Raw genomic sequence first — 18,669 nt, forward strand, 5'->3', positions numbered from 1 at the left:
TTGCGAAATATACCACGGAATATAACGAGAGAAATTCCAGGGAAATCGCGGAGAAAGGCACTGTGGCGCGCTCAGCAGAGTGCGGTTGAACGGTCGGTGCGCGGCAGTGCGGCCGGGGCCGGCACCGGCGCTGCGGGTGAAACGGGGAGCGGTGCCTGCGCGTGGTGTTCCATCACGGACTCGACGCACAGCCCCACGAACAGCACGTCGACACGCTCCAGCGCAGCGACCGCGTCGCGCATCGCGGCCGGGTCGTTGCTGAATGAATCGGAGAACACGTCGTCGCGCGTGCGTTCAAGACGGTGCGCGTGTCCGATCGCCCGTTCGAGATCGGGCAGGTGCGTGAAGCGTGCGGCGCGTGCGTCAGCTTCGAGCGTCGACAGCAACTCGCGAAAACCCATCGCGGACAGCGCATCCTCAGGCGCGGTTGCGTTGCGCGCGGCCGAGAACATCCGGATAAAGCGCACGACGCTGCCGCGCAGGCGCCGGAATGCGTCGACGACATCCGTGACCTGCTGCGCACGCGCGTCGCTCGACAACGGCTTGAGCGCACTGATCTTGCGCGCAAGCGGCTGTTCCCGTGCGGCGCGCAGCGGGGCGAGATCCGTCGGCATGCGGGTCATGTCGTTTCTCCGGGTGTGCAGGTATCGATATATTTTACGGTATATATCGATAAAGCAAAAAAGGCGACACCGTGCCGCGAGACGCCGTATCGCCAATGACCCTAACGGCCGCACTGATCGATCGGTCGCGCACATCGCGCGTCACGCGTCTCGCATCACGACGGTCCGACGGTCGCGACGAGCCCGTCGCGCGTAGCGTGCATGACCTTGCGGCCGGCCGTCGTGCTGCCGGTAAGCGAGACCCTGTCGATCGGCGGATGCGCGGTCGGCGCTGCGCTCATGTCGGCGCCGCCATCGCCTGTCGCGAGCGGGCCGGGCCCGCATGGGTTCGCTGATATGGCGGGCAGGATGACGCCGTGATCCGTTGCCGGTGCCGAACCGATGTTTCGACTGCGGAGGCAATCCACCCGCGTGCCGCCGCCCGGACTGCCCTCGGATCGCGCCTAGTGCGGCTGCGTGACCGCCACCGGCAGGACGGCGCCCCGGGCGCCGGGCGTCTCGTCCACGGTCGTGCGGCCGCCGTCGCGAAAGAACGCCTGCTCCGCGGCATTGTTCATGACGAGGATGCTGATGCGGCGATTGGTCGGCTCGTCCGCGACGTTCTTGTCGAGCGGCAGCACATCCGCGAGCCCGCGCACCTGCAGCAGCTTTTCTTCCCGCAGCCCGCCGGCCACCAGTGCGCGCCGCGCGGCGTTCGCGCGCTCGCTGGAGAGTTCCCAGTTCGAATAGCCGGTCCGGCCGTCGGGGTAGGGTGTCGAGTCGGTGTGCCCGGCGATCGACACACGGTTTTCGACATCGTCGAGGGCCGTGCCGATCTGCGCGAGAATCGTCGCGGCATAGCTTTCAAGTGCCGAACTTCCCGACGCGAACATCGGCCGCTTGAGCGAATCGACGATCTCGATGCGCAAGCCCTCTTGAGTGATCGCGATCCGGATCTGGTCCTGGTAGGCCCGCAGCGACGGACTCTGTGCGATCGCCGCGGTCAGCTTCGCCTTCAGCCGTTCGAGCTTTCGCGTATCCACCGCGCTGGCCAGCGCCGCGGGCGAGTCGGCCGGCGACGGGTCTTTTCTGTCGATCGCCGGCGCCGGGTCCGACATGTCGCGGCCGCCACCTTGAACGACGCTCGGGCGCGGCGCGTCCGCGTCTTTTCCGCCGGACAGGAGGGTCGACAGCGGCGTGTTGAAATAGGCCTCGATGCCCTGCTTGTCATACTTGGAGACCGAGCCCAGCAGCCACATCAACAGGAAGAACGCCATCATCGCCGTGACGAAATCGGCGTAGGCGATTTTCCAGGCGCCGCCGTGGTGCGCATCGTGGTCGTCGCCTTTCTTGCGGCGCACGACGACGAGCGGCGACGATGCGGACTGTTTCGACGGGTTGGCGCGATTGTCGGCCATGACGCCTCCGTTACGCTGCCTTCGGCGACCGGGTCGCGCGGACAGCCTCGTCGAGTTCCTTGAAACTCGGGCGATCCGCCGTGAACAGCACCTTGCGGCCGAATTCCACGGCGACCGCCGGCACGTAGCCGCTCATCGACGCGAGCAGCACGGCCTTCACGCACTGAAACGGCTTGGCCGCGCCGCGGCCCTTCGCATTGAGCAGGTCCGCGAGCGGGCCGACGAACCCATAGGCGAGCAGGATGCCGAGGAAGGTGCCGACGAGCGCGCCGGCGATCATCTTTCCGAGCACGGCCGGCGGCGCGCCGACCGAGCCCATCGTATGCACGACGCCCATCACCGCTGCGACGATGCCGAACGCCGGCAGGCCGTCCGCCATCTTCTGGATCGCGTTGGCGGCGATCGATGCTTCCGCATGATGCGTGTGCAGTTCTTCGTCCATCAGATCCTGCATCTCGAGCACGTTCACGTTGCCGCTGGACATCATCCGCAGGTAATCGACGATGAAGTCGAGCAGATGGTGATCTTCGAGCACGTGCGAATACTTCTGGAACAACGGGCTCTGCTCGGGGGCGTCGACCTCGGCCTCGAGCGCCATCAAGCCTTCCTTGCGGGCTTTCTGAAGCAGTTCGTACAGGAGTGCGATCAGCTCGACATACTGCTGCTTCGTATAGCCGCCTCCCTTGAAGCAGGTCGGCAGGCTCTTGATCGTCTTCTTCAGCGTCGTGACCGGATTGCTGACGACGAACGCTCCCAGCGCGGCACCGAAAATGCACAGCAGCTCGAAGGGTTGCAGCAACGCCGGCAAATGGCCACCGACGCCGACGAAACTGCCGATCACTGACCCGATCACGACGATCCACCCGATTGCGACAAACATGATTACCTCATTTGAGACTTGTGTTGCGGTGTCCGATTATCGAAAGGCGAGCGGGACAGCTTCGGCCCCGCTCGATTCCCGCGGCGGCAGCGGAGCATCGCGTGCCGCACCAGCCGACGGTATGGACGCGATAACGTCATTATTCTGCATAACTGAACCAGTGATTACGCGTAACACGCGTTGGTCATGTTGCTCGTGCATGGGGCGGATGCACGGAGAACGCGCATGTGGTCGGGAATCCCCGAGGATTTCCATTCCGGAGTCGCCGCGTCAGTAGCCCGTTCGCAAGCGCGGATGTTCCCTGTTTCCGGAGAGCCGGTCGTGCACGATCGGCACGTCGGCGTCGCGATCGACGGCGTCGCTCACCCGGAACGCCGCCGCCGCGCGCTGCAGGCTCACGGCTTGATCCTTCAGCGACTGTGCCGCGGTCGCCGCCTGCTCGACGAGTGCGGTGTTCTGCCGCGTCATGCCGTCCATCCGCGTCACGGCGACGCTCACCTGGTCGATGCCGGCGCTTTGTTCCGCCGCCGCCTCGGCGATTTCCTGCACGACGCCCGTCACGCGCATGATCGCGTCGCGCGCTTCGTCGATCGTCGAACCGGTTTGCTCGATCAGGGCCGCGCCGCTGCCGACGCTTTGAACGGCATGGCCGATCAGCGCGCGGATTTCCTTCGCCGCGGTCGCGCTACGCTGCGCGAGGCTGCGCACCTCGCTTGCGACGACGGCGAAGCCGCGGCCCTGCTCGCCCGCGCGGGCTGCTTCGACCGCCGCATTCAGCGCGAGAATGTTCGTCTGGAAGGCGATGCCCTCGATCGTCGTGATGATCTCGACCATCCGGCCCGATTCGCTCGAGATGTCGCGCATCGCCGCGATCGCTTGCGTGACCATGTCGCCGCCGCGCACCGCGATATTCGCGGCGTTCGTCGCCAGGTCGCTTGCCGTGTGCGCGTTGTCGGCGGTCTGGCGGACCATCGCGGTCATTCGTTCCATGCTAGACGTCGTGTCCTGCAGCGACATCGCCTGGCTTTCGGTGCGCGATGACAGCTCCGCGTTGCCGGTCGCAATTTCGTTCGCCCCGCTCGCCACGTTGTCGGATGCATGCTTGATCTCGCGGATCGTATGCGCCAGCGCGCCGCGCATCCGTTGCATGACGTACAGCAGGCTCGACGTTTCGCCCGTTCGTGCGCGGATTTCGACGGCGAGATCTCCCGATGCGATCGCGTTCGCGACTTTGGCGACGTAGGCCGGATCGCCGCCGATCGTGCGCACGATGCTGCGGTTCGTCACCACGACGAATACCACGAGCACCGCCGATACCGCGACGAATATCGCGCCGATGAGCCACAGCGACTTCATGAACGCGGCGTCGATATCGTCGACATAAGCGCCGGTCGCGATGATCCAGTCCCACGGCGCATAGCGCACCACGTAGCCGATCTTGCCGACCGCCTGCGCCGACGCCGCGCCAGGATGCGGGAAAACGTAGTCGACGAAGCCGCCGTCCGGTGCCTGCGCGACCGATGCGAACGTCACGTAATGGCGGCGGCCGTCCGCATCGACGCTGTCGGCGAGACTCTTGCCTTCGAGCGCAGGCTTGATCGGATGCATCACCATCTGCGGCTTCGAATTGATCACGAGAAGGTAACCGTCCTCGCCGTAGCGGATACCGCGCAGGCTGTCGAGCGCCCGCTTGCGCGCGTCCGTGTCGGAGGCCGCGCCGCTTTGCGCCTGCGCCGCATACTCGGTCACGATGGCGAGCCCGATATGCGCGACATTCTCGAGGTCGCGCTTGCGCTCGTCGATGCGCGTTTCGCGCGACTGCCACGCGGCCGATACCGACACCGCAAGCAAGGCGATCAGGCTGACGATCATGGGCAGCCACAGCTTCTGCGAAAAACTGAGTTTGTACATCCCGAGCCCTCGTGCGTGCGAATGAAAATCGCGCAGGGTTGCCAAGTGAAGCGCCATTGAAAGGACGAGCGGGCGGCGGCCGGCGGATTGTCCGGAGACCGGACGCTCCTGCTCCGGTTATCGGCGGGTGCGGGCGAAAGTTGGATCCTGTGAAACCCGTGGTCGCCGCCGTGTCGCGCCCGGGAGGGGAGCGGCGGGTTTCAATGAAGGGATCGATGGCCGAGCCTTCTCCACAAAGGAACGCATGTGGGGACGGAAGACTGGACACGTGAAGCCTGCTTCGGCGGGGCCAGCGATGCGAGTGGCGTCGCGGCACCGACGCGGCGCAGCCGAAGGCGGCCGCGCGGTCAGGTCAGCCGGAGACGGCGGGCTGACCGGGCCGCAGCGCGCCGTCGTGCGATCCGGCGGAAGGGAATGACGTCGCGGCCGAGCCCCACGCGGCGAGTTCGCGCTTCGTGCGCACGCCGAGCTTCGCGAATGCGCGCTTCACGTACGACTCGGCCGACGCCACGCGCACGCCGAGAATTCCGGCGGTTTCCGGCACGGTCTTGCCGGAGAGCAGGTGCTTGCAGGTTTCGTATTCGCGCTTCGACAGCTTCACGCCGTCGGCCGCGAGCCGCGCATCGAATTGCGCGAGCGGATGGACGTCGGGCGTCGCGTGCGCGATGCGCCGCGCGGCGGTGGTCGACGCATGCAGTTCGAGCAGCGGAAACAGCATGTCGCTGATGTCGCGGAAGCGGTTCATCTCGGCGAGCGTGAACGGTGGCCGGCCGCGGCCGCGCTCCAGTGCGATCGAATGCTGCGAATAGCGCGTGCCCCGCGCGAGCACGCATTCATGCCCGATATGCACGTCGTCGAATAGCCGCTGGCGGAATTCGCCGGGCGGGATCGCCGCGATGTCGCGCACCACCAGCATCGTGCCCGTCTTGCCGCGCAGCCCCGCGAACAGCGGGTCGCTGTCGAGAAAGCGCTCGTAGTAGAGCGTCATCACGTCGGAGATTTCGGCCGATGCGGCGCCGATGCCGCTGCTGCCGATCCATTCGCAACGGTAGCCGGTGGGCATCGTGCCGTCGACGCGCGAACGTTCGACGTGCGCGACGTCGAGCGGCACGATGTGGTTCAGCAGTTGCGTGAGGCGCGGCACGAAGTGCGGCGTGCCGACCGTCTCGATCAGCTCGCCCAATGCCTTGAACGATACGTCGAAGCGATCGTTGTCGCGGTGCAAGGAATTCACGTTGAGCAGCATGCGGTTACCAGGGGGCTGTTTCGCCCATCACGCGCGTTCCGCCGATACGAAAAAAGCATGTGTGAGGCTGGCCATCGGAGCGACCGACCGCAAGTCCATCGTCAGCGGGAGCAGGCCCTTGAAGCGGTTGAATTCTAGCGCTTGCCGCGCGGGACGTCATCAGGGGGAAATACCGGCAGGCGTCCCGCCGATCCGTTCGCCCCGTAAAACGTCGCGTGTCATTCCGAAGAGGGCATACCGGGGCAGTGTAGACGAGTCGCCGCGTCTGGGCCTTTTTCAATCGAACGGCAAACGATTCCGATGACTACCGTGATCACGGACATCCTGCCGCCACGCGCACGCATGGGCGAATTCAAGACGCTCGACATCGCGAGAGACGAAAGCGACTGGCGGCCGACCTGCGCACCGTCGGAATCGATACCGATACATGTGCGCCCGATTGCGCGGCCGGCCATCCTCACGACCTCGCGCGTGACGGGTTGCGGCGGTCGTGACACCGCAAGGGAGCAGCGATCGAGCAGGGCGGCGCAAACGTGCCGCCCTTGTGCGTTCATGCGTCGATGCGCTCCACCTTGCCGACGAGCAGCCCGTACGACAGGCTGCCCGCGAGCGCCATCGCGGCGATGTAGGTGATCGCGCGCGAGAAGTCCGCGCCGTCGACGAGCAGCCCGATCACGATCGGCGTCGCGATCGCGGACAGGTTGCCGATCAGGTTGAATACGCCGCCCGTGAGGCCGAGCAGCCGCGCGGGCGCGAGCCCCGACACGAGCGACCACGTGATCGACGCGAAGCCGTTGCCGAAGAACGCGATCGTCATGAACGCGATCACCCAGCCGGTGGAGCTGACGTAGTTCGCGCCGATGATGCAGGTCGAGATCAGCAGCCCCGAGATGATCGGCAGCTTGCGCGCGAAGCCTTGCGACGCGCCGCGCCGCATCAGCCAGTCCGACAGCACGCCCGAGCACAGCACGCCGACGAACGCGGCGAGGAACGGCAGCGACGCGAGGAAGCCCGACTTGATGAAGTCCATCCCGCGATACTTGACGAGGTAGGTCGGGAACCACGTGAGGAAGAACCACAGCGTCGAGTTCAGCGCGAACTGGCCGAGGTAGATGCCCCACAGCTTGCGCCGGCCGAGCACGACGCCGAGGTCGCGCCACGTCGACGGTGCGCGTTCGCTGCGCGCCGCGACGCGATCCTCGAGATCGACGAGCCCGCCGCCGTCGCGGATCAGCGCGATTTCGGCCGCGTTGACGCCGCGAAACGCGCGCGGCTCGCGATACACCGCATACCAGATCGCGGCCCATGCGATGCCGGCGAGGCCGGTCGCGACGAACACCATGTGCCAGCCGAGATGCACCTGTAGCCACGCGAGCACCGGCGTGAGGAACGCGAGGCCGACGAACTGGCCCGACGTGTAGCCGCCGATCGCGCTGGCGCGCTCGCGGGTCGGGAACCACGTCGTCACCACGCGGTTGTTGATCGGGTAGGCCGGCGCCTCGAGCGCGCCGACCGCGAGGCGCAGCACGATCAGCCCGACGAACGAGCCGGCGAAACCGAGCAGCAGCGTCGCGGCCGACCACAATGCGAGCGCACCCGCATACAGCACGCGCGGCGATACCTTGTCGACGAGCCAGCCGCCCGGAATCTGCATCAGCGCATAGGTCCAGCCGAACGCGGAGAACACGAGGCCCGCGCGGACCGGATCGATGTTCAGTTCCTTGAACAGCTCGGGCGCCGCGATCGACAGGTTGCTGCGGTCGAGATAGTTGATCACGACGGTGACGAACAGCAGCACGAGGATCAGCAGCCGCTTGCGGCTCGGCGGCGTGGCGGGGGCCGCGGCCACGGTTGCGCGGGCGGCGGATTCGGACGAGGTACCGGTGTGGGCGGACGGCCGCTCCGGCGGGTTGGCATGGGTGCGTGACGCGGATTGGGCCACGGTCGTCTCCTGTGTTCTATGCGCCGGCCGGCGCTCGCGAGCGAGGCGGCCGAATCGAATGGCGTTGGAGCGAACGTTAGAGCCGTGGCGCGGCGTGCGTCAACATTTGGGCAGGCATCCCTATTAATGGGACGTTCGACGCTCAATATGTGGGAATGAATGCCGATCGGTGTGTGTCGGCGTCGTCACGAAGGAGAGGGCGCAGGCGGGCGTTCAGCCGCGCGTGCTGTCGTCGCGATAGCCGTTCTTGCCGATGAAGATTTCCTTCAACGCGGCGCGCAGCGTGACCGGATCGTACTGACCGGGCGCGAGATGAATCACGTAACGCGTCTGGCCGTCGAGACGCGCTGCGATGCCCGGCTCGATCTCGACGTCGATCGTGTCGTCGGTCAGCCGCACCGACAGATCCTTGACGCGCAGGTTGAGCTGGTCGCGCACCATCACTTCGATCAGCGTGTCGTCCGGAAAGCGCGACAGCGCGAAGCAATAGTCCTGCTCCGCATCGTGACAGTAGATGTTGGCGAAGCTTTCGTCGTCGTCGAGGTCGGACGTAGCCGCGCCGACGGTAGCGTGAAGTTCCATGAATGAGGTTCCTGCTGAAGGGTTATTCGTGGGCGTGCATCGTCGTGTCGATCGCAGCCGCGCTGTCGGGCATCGTGTCGGTCCGCACGTCGCATGCCTTCAACCAGAGCCCGAATTCTCGCATGACGTCGACCACCGGCCGCAGCCGGTCGCCGTCCGCGGTGAGATCGTACTCGACGCGCACCGGCACTTCCGGATAGACGGTCCGCTGCACGAGCCCCGCGTCTTCCAGCGCGCGCAGGTCGAGCGTCAGCATGCGCTGCGAGATGCCCGGCATGTCGCGCCGCAGGTCGCTGAAGCGGCGCGGCCCGTCGAGCAGATACGACACCAGCAGCAGCCGCCAGCGGCCGCCGAGCAGGCGCATCGCTTCTTCAACGGAACATCCTGTCGCACTCGTTTTCATCGTGCCGAATCCTGGTCGGTAAATTTTTTGTGACTACGGCACAAACGACTGCCGTCTTCTCAGCGCTGCGCCGATGCGAGATATTAGCGCCCGCGTCGCGGCGAATCGATACATGGACAACTCACGAAGGAAACGCATGAAGCTCTATCACGCTCCCGGCAGCTGTTCGCAGGCGATCTGCATCGTGCTGCGCGAAGGCGGGTTCGACGCGGAGATCGTCAAGGTCGACGCGCGCAAGCATGTCGTCGAAGGCGGCCGCGACTACTACGACGTGACCGAACTCGGCTACGTGCCGCTGCTCGAACTCGACGACGGCACGATGCTGGGCGAAGGGCCGGTGATCGCCCAGTATCTCGCGGACCAGCGCCCGCAGGCCGCGCTCGCGCCCGCTTACGGCACGCTCGCGCGCTACCGGCTGATGGAGTGGCTCAACTTTCTCGGCACCGAGATCCACAAGGGCTTCATCCCGCTGCTGTATGCGGTGCAGGCGGGGAAGTACGTGGAGCCCGTGCGGCAGAAGCTCGACAGCCGCTTCGCGTGGATCGACCGCCAGCTCGACGGCAGGACGTTCGTCACCGGCGACACGTTCACGGTCGCCGATGCATACCTGTTCGCGCTGACCGGCTGGGGCAAGGCCGACTGGATGCGCTCGGTGTACAACGCGGATATCGACCTGGGCCGGCATGCGCATCTGCGTGCGTGGTACGAGCGGGTGCGCGAGCGGCCAGCCGTGCAGCAGGTGTTGCAGGCCGATGCACGGCCGAACGCGTCCTGACGCATTCAGCGCGTCAACGTCAACGCCAGATACCCCGCATAACCCGCGCCGTTCGCGAGCAACGCCCAGAGCGCGAGCCCGCGCGTGCGCGCATTGACGCGCAGCCAGGCCGCCGCCGCGAGCGTGATGATCACGCCGGTCAGCACTTCGGGGCGCGGCTCCCACGGCGTCAGCATGATGCCGATCGCCGGCAGCAGCGTGCCCTGGAACACCATCGCGCCGGTGATGTTGCCGAACGCGAGGGTGTCCTTCCCGCGGCGGATCCACAGCACGCTGTTGACCTTCTCGGGCAGTTCCGTCGCGATCGGCACGATGATCAGCGACAGCAGCAGCGCCGACACGCCGAGCACGTGCGATACGCCTTCCACGCCGTGAATGAAGCCCTTCGCCCCACCGACCAGCAGCGCGACGCCGATCAGCAGTTGCAGCACGATCGTCGCCAGGTTGATCGGCAGGCCGACGCGCGACAGGAACATCGCGTGCGGCGCCTCGGTGCCGTGCCCGGCATCGACGAGCCCGGTCGACGCGCGGAACGTCATCACGACGTACATCACGTAGAGGCCGACCAGCATCGCGGCGAGCAGCGCGCGCACGGCCCAGTTGTGATGCGGGACGAACATCGCGACGGTCGCCAGCGAGAATGCGGCGAGGAAGGTGTTCATGTCGCGCACGAAGCCCGTGCGTTCGGGGGCGATCGTGCCGCGCGGCCCGCGCGAGCGGATCACGGCGAGCGTCATCAGGAACGTGGTGAGCGTCGCGAGCATCAGCGGCGCGCCGAGAATCGCGCCGACGCCGATCTCTTCGTTCACGGCCTGGTTCGACGTGCCGCCGGCCAGCGCGAGCAGCGGCACCATCGTTTCGGGCAGCGCGGTGCCGACGGCCGCGAACAGCGAGCCGGTCACGCCTTCGGAAATCTTCAGGCGTTCGCCGAGATGTTCGAGCGCATTGGTGAAGACCTCGGCCGCGACGAGGATGACGATCAGCATGAACGCCAGTTCGACAAACATGAAGGTCATGCGGCACCTCCGCGGGCAGCGGGGGCGTGAGGGAAGCGAGCGGGAAGGAACATGGGGACTCCGTGGTCGGACGCTGACGAACCATGACACATCCGCCGCCGTCCGACCAGGAACGACGCGATGTGCCCATGGTCTCGCCAAGCCGATCAGGCCGAACGCGCCACGGCCGCAGGCCGAGTGTGTTGACGCGTTCGCTTTCCGGGGACGGAAAGCAGGCTACTCCCCAAAGACGGAAAGCAGTCTAGCCGAGCGGTTTTCTTTCGACAAGCCTTCGTCTCGAAAAAATATATCCCTTTGCCCGGTGAGGGTAGTCGTCAGGATATATACTCCCCTACCCTATACAGGAGCTATCGATGAGCCATACCGTTCGCGAAAAACAGAAGCTGCTGAACCGCGTGCGCCGTATCAAGGGACAGGTCGAAGCGATCGAGCGGGCACTGGAAGACGAGCGCGGCTGCAACGACGTGCTGCAACTCATCACGAGTTGTCGCGGCGCGATGAACGGCCTGCTGGCCGTCGTGCTGGAAGACCACATCCGGTCGCATCTCGTCGATGCGGACACGCCCGACGCACACGAAGGCAGCGCGACCGAGCAGCTCATCGACGTCGTGCACAGCTATTTCAAGTAAGCGGATCGAACATGAACGAATTCAAGGGCCCGGCAACAGGCGGCATGCACAGCCACGCGTTTCTGGGCGCCGCACACGCGCAGAACGAGCGGAAGACGTGGATGGTCATCGGCCTGTGCACGGCGATGATGATCGCCGAGATCGTCGGCGGCACGCTGTTCGGCTCGCTCGCGCTGGTCGCCGACGGGCTGCACATGTCGACGCACGCGGGCGCGATGCTGATCGCGGCGCTGGCCTATACCTATGCGCGCCGGTACGCCGACGATCCGCGTTTCGTGTTCGGCACCGGCAAGCTCGGCGACCTGGCCGGCTTCACGAGCGCGATCGTGCTGGCGATGATTGCGTTGCTGATCGGCTACGAGGCGATCGCGCGGCTGCTGGCGCCGGTGCCGATTCACTTCGACGAAGCGATTCCGATCGCCGTGCTGGGGCTCGCCGTAAACCTCGCCAGCGTGTGGCTGCTGAGTGGCGATCACCATCACGGGCATCGCCATGGTCATGGGCACGATCATCCGCACGACCACGACCACGACCACGACCACGACCACGACCACCACGCGCACCACGCGCACCACGCGCACCACGCGCACCACGCGGATCATGGTCACGGTTCGCACTCGGCGGCGCATCGCGACCACAACATCCGGTCGGCCTACGTTCACGTGATCGCCGACGCGGCCGTGTCGGTGCTGGCGATCGTCGGCCTGCTGCTCGCGCGCGCGTTCGGATGGGTCTGGATGGACCCGCTCGCGGGCATCGTCGGCGCGCTGGTGATCGCCAACTGGGCGTACGGGCTGATACGCGATACGGGCGGTGTCCTGCTCGACGTCAACGTCGATCGCAAGCTGACGGACAACGTCCGCCGCGCGATCGAGGCGCTCGGCGACAAGGTCAACGATCTCCATGTGTGGCGCGTGGGCCCCGGGCACATGAGCGCGATCGTGTCGGTCGAATCGGGTGACACCGCACGCGATGCGCGTTTCTATCATGCGCTGCTCGCGGGCTTCGACGGCGTGTCGCACGTGACCGTCGAAGTGATGACACCTGCGAAGGCGGCCTGATCGTGGCCGTGAAATCGCCGTGTATCGACCTGTGCGCATTCGACGGCCGCACGGGTTTTTGTGTCGGCTGCCTGCGCACGCGCGACGAGGCGCGCGACTGGAAGAAGCTGACCGACCATCGCCGCCACCAGATACTCAACGACCGTACGCGCCGGCAAGCGAAACTCCGGCGCGACGACGCGCAATAGCAAGGGCGCCCGCGCTCCCGAAGCCTGCGATCGGTGTCACGGGCCTGCGGTAGTATCGCTGGCATCCAGTGCCAGGATTCCTGAACCGGGAGCGCCCCATGCAGACCGACTCATCGACCGGCATTCTTCGCCAGATTCCGCGCAGCGTATGGGTGCTCGGCTGCGTCAGCCTGCTGATGGACGTGTCGTCCGAAATCATCCACAGCCTGTTGCCGATGTTCCTCATGGCGGGTCTTGGCGCGAGTGCGACGACGATCGGCCTGATCGAGGGAATCGCCGAAGCGACGTCGCCGGTCGTCAAGGTGTTCTCCGGCACGCTGAGCGACTACCTGCGCAATCGCAAATGGCTCGCGGTGACCGGCTACGCGCTCGGCGCGCTCAGCAAGCCGCTGTTCGCGATCGCGCCGACGATCGGCGTCGTGGTGACCGCGCGGATCCTCGACCGCGTCGGCAAGGGGATTCGCGGTGCGCCGCGCGATGCGCTCGTCGCCGACGTCACGCCCGTTCACCTGCGCGGCGCCGCGTACGGGTTGCGCCAGTCGCTCGACACGGTGGGCGCGTTCCTCGGGCCGCTGCTGGCCGTCGTCATCATGCTGGCGTGGCGCGACAATTTCCGCCTCGCGTTCTGGCTGGCCGTGATTCCCGGCGTGCTGGCCGTGGCGCTGCTCGCGTTCGGCATCGACGAGCCGGCACGTGCGCCGGGCGAGAAGCGCGTGAACCCGATCCGCTGCGAGGTCGTCGCGCAACTCGGCGCCCGCTACTGGTGGGTGGTGGCCGTCGGCGGCGTGTTCGCGCTGGCGCGTTTCAGCGAGGCGTTTCTGGTGCTGCGCGCGATGGGCAGCGGCGTGCCCGTCGCGCTCGTGCCGCTCGTGATGGTCGCGATGAACGTCGTGTATGCGTTGTCCGCTTACCCATTCGGCAAGCTCGCCGATACGACGAGCCACACGAAGCTGATGGTGGTCGGGCTCGTCCTGCTGATCGCCGCCGATATCGTGTTGGCGCACGGCGCGTACTGGCCGACCGTGCTCGTCGGCGTCGCGCTATGGGGGCTCCATATGGGGATGACGCAAGGGCTGCTCGCGACGATGGTCGCGCATGCCGCGCCGGCCGAATTGAGAGGGACGGCGTTCGGCGTATTCAACCTGATCAGCGGCATCGTGACGCTCGTCTCGAGCGTCGTCGCGGGCGCCCTGTGGGACCGGGCCGGTGCTGCCGCGACGTTCTACGCGGGAGCCGTATTCAGCGCGGCGACCATCGCGCTGCTCGTGTGCGTTCGCACGTCGTTCGGTACGGTGCGGGATCGCTAGCGCCGCACGCGGTGGCGCATGACCTGACTGCCCGTGCCGCTCGGAAAGTACAGCGCGAACGTCGTGCGCCCGTCGCGGCTTGCGACCTCCACCTTGCCGCGATGCCGTTCCCTGATCGACTTCACGATCGCGAGTGGCGGCCGTACTCGTCCCGAGCGCGCTGCGGGGGATGGTCTGGCGCGGCGGTTTTCGTCGGAAGATTCGCTGCGTTTTATCGGCTCGATCGTACGGCGCATGGCGATCGCGGCGTGATGACGACAATTACATCGGCCTGTCTGCCGATTACCAAAAACTGTCATTGAGCGCCGCTAAGCTTTCGCCACCCTCACAACCGGGATTCCCGCCATGCGCTCCACAATCCGCCTGTTTGCCCCGCTATTGCTGCTTCCGACGCTCGCCGCGCCGGCATTCGCCGCCACTGCCGCGCCCGTCAGCCCGAACTGCGGCGGCAGCACGACGCCGATCGCCGAGATCCAGGGGCCGGGCGCGCCGTCGCCGCTCGCCGGCCAGAACGCGTCGATCGAAGCCGTCGTCACCGCCGATTTCGGCGGCACGGACGGCTTCGGCGGCTTCTTCGTCCAGCAGGCCGACGCGCAGCGCCGCAACCAGCCGGGCGTGTCCGAAGGCCTGTTCGTCTATGCACCGAAAGCGCGCGCGAAGGCCGGCGATCTGGTGCACGTGACGGGCAAGGTCGAGGAGAAATACGGGCAGACGCAGCTCACGCTGTCGGGCGCGATCGCGGTGTGCGCGAACGGCCAGACGGTCACGCCCGCGACGCTCACGCTGCCGGTCGACAGCCCGAACGCGTTCGCCGCATACGAAGGGATGCTCGTGCGCCTGCCGCAGACGCTGAGCGTCACCGACAACTACGAGCTCGGCCGTTACGGCAGCGTGATGCTCAGCAACGGCCGCCTGCGCACGCCGACGAGCGTCGTGCCGCCCGCACAGGCGCAGACGCAGATCGACGCGAACGCGCGCAACCGCCTGATCCTCGACGACGGCTCGAACAAGCAGAACCCCGCGACCGTACCGTATCCGGCGCCGGGCCTGTCGGCCGCGAACACGCTGCGCGCGGGCTACACCGTGCGCGACGTCGAAGGCGTGCTCGAAGTGCGTTACGGCGCATGGCGCGTGCAGCCGCTGCCCGGCGCGGCCGTGCCGGCATTCGACGCGCGTGCGAACCCGCGCACCAACGCACCGGCGCGCGATCCGAAATCGAACCTGCGCGTAGCCTCCTTCAACGTGCTGAACTATTTCAACGGCAACGGTCTCGGCGGCGGCTTCGACGATCCGAACAACCGCGGCGCGAAGACGTTCCAGGAATTCCAGCGCCAGGAAGCGAAGATCGTCAGCGCGCTGAAGGCGATCGACGCCGACGTGATCGGCCTGATGGAAATCCAGAACAACGGTTACGGCGAACTGAGCGCGGTGCGCCAGCTCGCGGCGAAGCTCGGCAACCAGTGGCGCGTGGTCGATCCGGGCACGTCGCGGCTCGGCGGCGACGCGATCGCGGTCGCGCTGATCTACGACAGCCGCAAGGTCGAACCGGTCGGTCGCGCGGCGACGCTCGCGATCGACGACAAGAACCGCCAGCCGCTCGCGCAGTCGTTCCGGCTGGCCGGCGGCAACAAGCAGGCGCTGACGGTGGCCGTGAACCACCTGAAGTCGAAGAACTGCCCGGACGCCGCGAACGACGATCTCGACCAGGGCGATGGCCAGGGCTGCTGGAACCCGACACGCACGCGCGCGGCGGCGAAGGTGGCCGACTGGCTGGCCGGCAATCCGACGGGCATCAAGAGCCAGGGCGTGCTGCTGATCGGCGACTTCAACAGCTACACGTACGAAGACCCGATCCGCACGCTCGAATCGCGCGGCTACCGCAACCTCGTCGCGCGCTGGATCGGCGCGAACGCGTACAGCTACGTGTACAACGGCGAAGCCGGCTATCTCGACCATGCGCTCGCGACGCTGCCGCTCGCGTCGCACGTGAAGGCCGTGCACGAATGGCACATCAACGCGGACGAGCCGCTCGCGCTGCAGTACACGCTCGCGTACAAGTCGGCCGAGCAGCAGAAGACGTTCTATGCGGCCGATGCGTATCGTTCGTCGGATCACGATCCGGTGCTGATCGATATCGCGCTGCCGGGCGGCGGGAAGTGACGAGGGTTTGAGTTTTTGCGACAGGCGTGGCGCACGGCAATGCCGTACGTCGCGCCTGTCCGGGAAATCCGTTCGAATATCGGGTAAATAATGCCGCGAAGAATTAATCGAACCGGTATTTTATGGATGACGCAGTGCACATCGATTCTGTAATTGAAGAATGATGGAAGTGAATCGAATTGCCGAATGACGTGCGTATGCCGCTGCGTCGTCCTAATCGATTGTCGATAATAAAAATGAAAGAATAATTCTGTCGATCCGAAGGCTTTGAATGCGCTGCGCCGATGCAGGAAAGGCTTCTGCGTTATGCGGAAAAAGTAAAATATTCGACGCGGCATTGCCGATAAGGCACCCCTTTCACGAATAATCCCGTTTTCTTTCAAATTCCAGACACTATCCGCCCTTCGCATCATTGCGGGATTTTTAATATCCGAATGATCTTTGACAACGCGGCGCAGCACCGCCTATTTTTGTCATGGCTTAAGTTTCAGTTATACAAAAGTTGTCCAAACTGCAGGGGGCGCGTCCGGCATCATTCTCGCCAAGCAGTTTGCTGTGTCTGTATCACGTTCAGTCTCTTGGAAGTCCGATCCCCAACCGCCGACTGCCGACCGTGCAACGCGAGTGGCGGGTAGGCCTGCGCGTTTCGCGGGCGTTGGCGGCCTTTGTGACGCGGTATCCGAAATCAAAGGGCAGAGATGAAACCAGACAGGAGCAGTATCGGCAGCCGCCGTGTTCGTCGCGGCCGGCTGGCCGGGCTAGGCGCATTGACCGCCATGACACTGGCGCTCGCGGCATGCGGCGGCGACGATTCGTCGTCCGTCGGCGCATCGAGCCTCGCGCAGGCCACGGCGAGCCAGCAGGCCAGCGCGCAGGCGGCCGGCAATCCGGCGCCGACGGCCAACCAGCCGTACGTCGACCCGGTCGCGTACTCGATGAACGCGACCGACGGCCTCGCGCCGTCGCAGGTGTCCGAGAAAGCGGCCGTCATGCATTACCAGTGGAAAGGCGGCGGCAAGACGATCGACTACACGACGACTACCGGCCACCTGACCGCGCAGGACGCGAACGGCAATGCGGAAGCGTCGATGTCGTATGTCGCGTACACCGCGCCCAGCACGAACGGCAAGCCGCGCCCGGTCACGTTCGTCTATAACGGCGGCCCGGGCTCGTCGTCGATCTGGCTGCGGCTCGGCTCGTTCGCGCCGACCCGCGTGGCCACGCCCGATCCGCTGTTCGGCAACAACTGGCCGAACTATCCGCTCGTCGATAATGCGGAGAGCCTGATCGACACCACCGACCTCGTGTTCATCGACCCGCCCGGCACCGGGCTGTCGGAAGCCGTGTTGCCGAACACCAACCAGAAGTACTGGGGCTCCGACGTCGACGTGAACATCATGCGCGACTTCATCCAGCGCTACCTGAACGTCAACAGCCGCGGCACGTCGCCGATCTACCTGTACGGCGAATCGTACGGCACGCCGCGTACCGACATGCTCGCGCTCGCGCTCGAATCGGCCGGCGTGCACCTGACGGGCATCGTGCTGCAGTCGTCGATCCTGAACTACTTCGCGGATGCGGTGGAAGCGGTGGCGATCACGCAGTCGACCGAAGGGCTGCTGCTCGATACCGATACGGTGGCCGGCTATCTGCCCGGCTACGCGGCGGTCGCGGCGTACTTCAACCAGGTGTCGCCCGCACCGGTGAACCAGGATCTGTACGCATTTCAGACGGAGCTGTTCACGACGCTGATCTACAACCAGCTGCAGAAGTACTCGCAGTCGTGGGTGTTGAGCCAGCTCGGCATTCCGGATGCGCTCGGCACGCCGGTGTTCCCGAGCGATGCGACGCTCAGGCTGTGGTCGATCCCGTCGAGCCTCACGCAGCAGGCGCTGCGCGGCTACTTCAACGCGAATCCGTTCGGCACGAGCCTGCTGCCCGGCACGACGATCGGCCGGTATGACGGGCGCGTGTCGTTGCCGAATTCCGACCCGCGGCTGCAGACCGACGGCGATCCGTCCGACATCCTGATCTCGCAGCCGTTCACGAACGCGCTCGCGACGCAGATGCCGGACTACCTCGGCTACACGGCCCCGAACGCGACGTACCTGCCGCTGAACGACAACATCATCGGCGTCTGGGACTTCTCGCACGACGGCCAGCCGATGCCCGACACGATCCCCGATCTGCTCGGTGCGCTGCAGCTCAACCCGAAGCTTCGCGTGCTCGCGGAGAACGGCTACCCCGATCTCGCGACGCCGTTCTTCAACACGGAGAAGCAACTCGCGCGGCTGCAGACGGTGAAGGGCCTGAATCCGAAGCTGCAGGTGAACTTCTTCCAGGGCGGTCACATGACTTACCTGGACGACGTCGCCCGTCCGCTGATGAAGCGGGACCTGCAGACGTTCTACAAGGGCGCGCGGATTCCGACGGCGCTGACGCTGCACACGCTGCCGCCGCCGTGGCCGGATGAAAATCCGCCCAGCGTACCGACCGGCAGCGTCCCGGGCGCGGCGGCCGCGACGACGCTGGCGGCAGCCCCGTGAGCG

At 65.9% G+C, this 18,669-nt stretch carries 18 protein-coding genes and 1 riboswitch; of the genes, 7 read left to right on the plus strand and 11 right to left on the minus strand.

The window, feature by feature from the left end; genetic code table 11:
* Positions 1–71 precede the first annotated feature (71 nt).
* From C4B30_RS31505 to C4B30_RS31540, 9 genes are all read right to left on the minus strand, one after another.
* Positions 72–623: a hypothetical protein gene (locus C4B30_RS31505; protein ID WP_105133429.1), complete on the minus strand. Its 552-nt coding sequence runs from the start codon at positions 621–623 to the stop codon at positions 72–74.
* Between the two features lie 155 nt (positions 624–778).
* Positions 779–904 carry a hypothetical protein gene (locus C4B30_RS36140; protein ID WP_267896665.1) on the minus strand — a complete coding sequence of 42 codons (126 nt, stop codon included), beginning with the start codon at positions 902–904 and terminating at the stop codon, positions 779–781.
* Between the two features lie 162 nt (positions 905–1,066).
* A complete protein-coding gene (motB, locus tag C4B30_RS31510; protein WP_105133430.1) occupies positions 1,067–2,020 on the minus strand; it encodes a flagellar motor protein MotB in 954 nt (317 codons plus the stop codon).
* Positions 2,021–2,030: 10 nt separating this feature from the next.
* Positions 2,031–2,900, minus strand: a complete 870-nt coding sequence (motA, locus tag C4B30_RS31515; RefSeq protein WP_105133431.1) for a flagellar motor stator protein MotA — start codon at positions 2,898–2,900, stop codon at positions 2,031–2,033.
* A gap of 270 nt (positions 2,901–3,170) precedes the next feature.
* Positions 3,171–4,811, minus strand: coding sequence for a methyl-accepting chemotaxis protein (locus C4B30_RS31520; RefSeq protein WP_105133432.1), 1,641 nt, complete (start codon positions 4,809–4,811; stop codon positions 3,171–3,173).
* Between the two features lie 352 nt (positions 4,812–5,163).
* A complete protein-coding gene (locus C4B30_RS31525) occupies positions 5,164–6,057 on the minus strand; it encodes a helix-turn-helix transcriptional regulator (protein ID WP_105133433.1) in 894 nt (297 codons plus the stop codon).
* Positions 6,058–6,607: 550 nt separating this feature from the next.
* The gene (locus tag C4B30_RS31530; protein WP_105133434.1) at positions 6,608–7,999 is read right to left on the minus strand and encodes an MFS transporter; all 1,392 of its coding nucleotides are present in this window, start codon (positions 7,997–7,999) and stop codon (positions 6,608–6,610) included.
* Positions 8,000–8,212: 213 nt separating this feature from the next.
* Positions 8,213–8,581, minus strand: a complete 369-nt coding sequence (locus tag C4B30_RS31535) for a hypothetical protein (RefSeq protein ID WP_027782187.1) — start codon at positions 8,579–8,581, stop codon at positions 8,213–8,215.
* 22 nt (positions 8,582–8,603) lie between these two features.
* Positions 8,604–8,984 (minus strand): winged helix-turn-helix transcriptional regulator, encoded by a 381-nt coding sequence (locus tag C4B30_RS31540; RefSeq protein ID WP_105133435.1) that lies wholly within the window; start codon positions 8,982–8,984, stop codon positions 8,604–8,606.
* A gap of 136 nt (positions 8,985–9,120) precedes the next feature.
* Between C4B30_RS31540 and gstA the strand changes: the two genes are divergently transcribed.
* Positions 9,121–9,759 (plus strand): glutathione transferase GstA, encoded by a 639-nt coding sequence (gstA, locus tag C4B30_RS31545; RefSeq protein ID WP_105133436.1) that lies wholly within the window; start codon positions 9,121–9,123, stop codon positions 9,757–9,759.
* Positions 9,760–9,764: 5 nt separating this feature from the next.
* On the opposite strand, the gene C4B30_RS31550 is transcribed toward gstA, so the two are convergent.
* On the minus strand, positions 9,765–10,775 hold the full coding sequence (locus tag C4B30_RS31550; protein WP_105133437.1) for a sodium:calcium antiporter: 1,011 nt from the start codon (positions 10,773–10,775) through the stop codon (positions 9,765–9,767).
* A gap of 68 nt (positions 10,776–10,843) precedes the next feature.
* Positions 10,844–11,012, minus strand: a riboswitch (yybP-ykoY riboswitch).
* A 116-nt stretch (positions 11,013–11,128) separates the two neighbouring features.
* Here C4B30_RS31550 and C4B30_RS31555 point away from each other — a divergent pair.
* From C4B30_RS31555 to C4B30_RS31570, 4 genes are all read left to right on the plus strand, one after another.
* Positions 11,129–11,404, plus strand: a complete 276-nt coding sequence (locus C4B30_RS31555) for a metal/formaldehyde-sensitive transcriptional repressor (RefSeq protein ID WP_012338822.1) — start codon at positions 11,129–11,131, stop codon at positions 11,402–11,404.
* A gap of 11 nt (positions 11,405–11,415) precedes the next feature.
* Entirely contained in the window at positions 11,416–12,465 is a 1,050-nt protein-coding gene (gene dmeF / locus C4B30_RS31560) for a CDF family Co(II)/Ni(II) efflux transporter DmeF (RefSeq protein WP_105133438.1), read from the plus strand.
* Between the two features lie 2 nt (positions 12,466–12,467).
* A complete protein-coding gene (locus tag C4B30_RS31565; RefSeq protein ID WP_027782197.1) occupies positions 12,468–12,653 on the plus strand; it encodes a DUF1289 domain-containing protein in 186 nt (61 codons plus the stop codon).
* Between the two features lie 98 nt (positions 12,654–12,751).
* On the plus strand, positions 12,752–13,960 hold the full coding sequence (locus tag C4B30_RS31570; protein ID WP_105133439.1) for an MFS transporter: 1,209 nt from the start codon (positions 12,752–12,754) through the stop codon (positions 13,958–13,960).
* On the opposite strand, the gene C4B30_RS31575 is transcribed toward C4B30_RS31570, so the two are convergent.
* The gene (locus tag C4B30_RS31575) at positions 13,957–14,196 is read right to left on the minus strand and encodes a HAMP domain-containing histidine kinase (protein ID WP_105133440.1); all 240 of its coding nucleotides are present in this window, start codon (positions 14,194–14,196) and stop codon (positions 13,957–13,959) included. The genes C4B30_RS31570 and C4B30_RS31575 overlap by 4 nt on opposite strands.
* A gap of 109 nt (positions 14,197–14,305) precedes the next feature.
* Between C4B30_RS31575 and C4B30_RS31580 the strand changes: the two genes are divergently transcribed.
* Positions 14,306–16,120 (plus strand): ExeM/NucH family extracellular endonuclease, encoded by a 1,815-nt coding sequence (locus C4B30_RS31580; protein ID WP_105133441.1) that lies wholly within the window; start codon positions 14,306–14,308, stop codon positions 16,118–16,120.
* Between the two features lie 698 nt (positions 16,121–16,818).
* Positions 16,819–18,666: a S10 family serine carboxypeptidase-like protein gene (locus C4B30_RS31595; protein ID WP_105133442.1), complete on the plus strand. Its 1,848-nt coding sequence runs from the start codon at positions 16,819–16,821 to the stop codon at positions 18,664–18,666.
* Positions 18,667–18,669 lie beyond the last annotated feature (3 nt).

The sequence above is a fragment of the Burkholderia sp. BE12 genome (assembly GCF_002959955.1).
Lineage (GTDB): Bacteria > Pseudomonadota > Gammaproteobacteria > Burkholderiales > Burkholderiaceae > Burkholderia.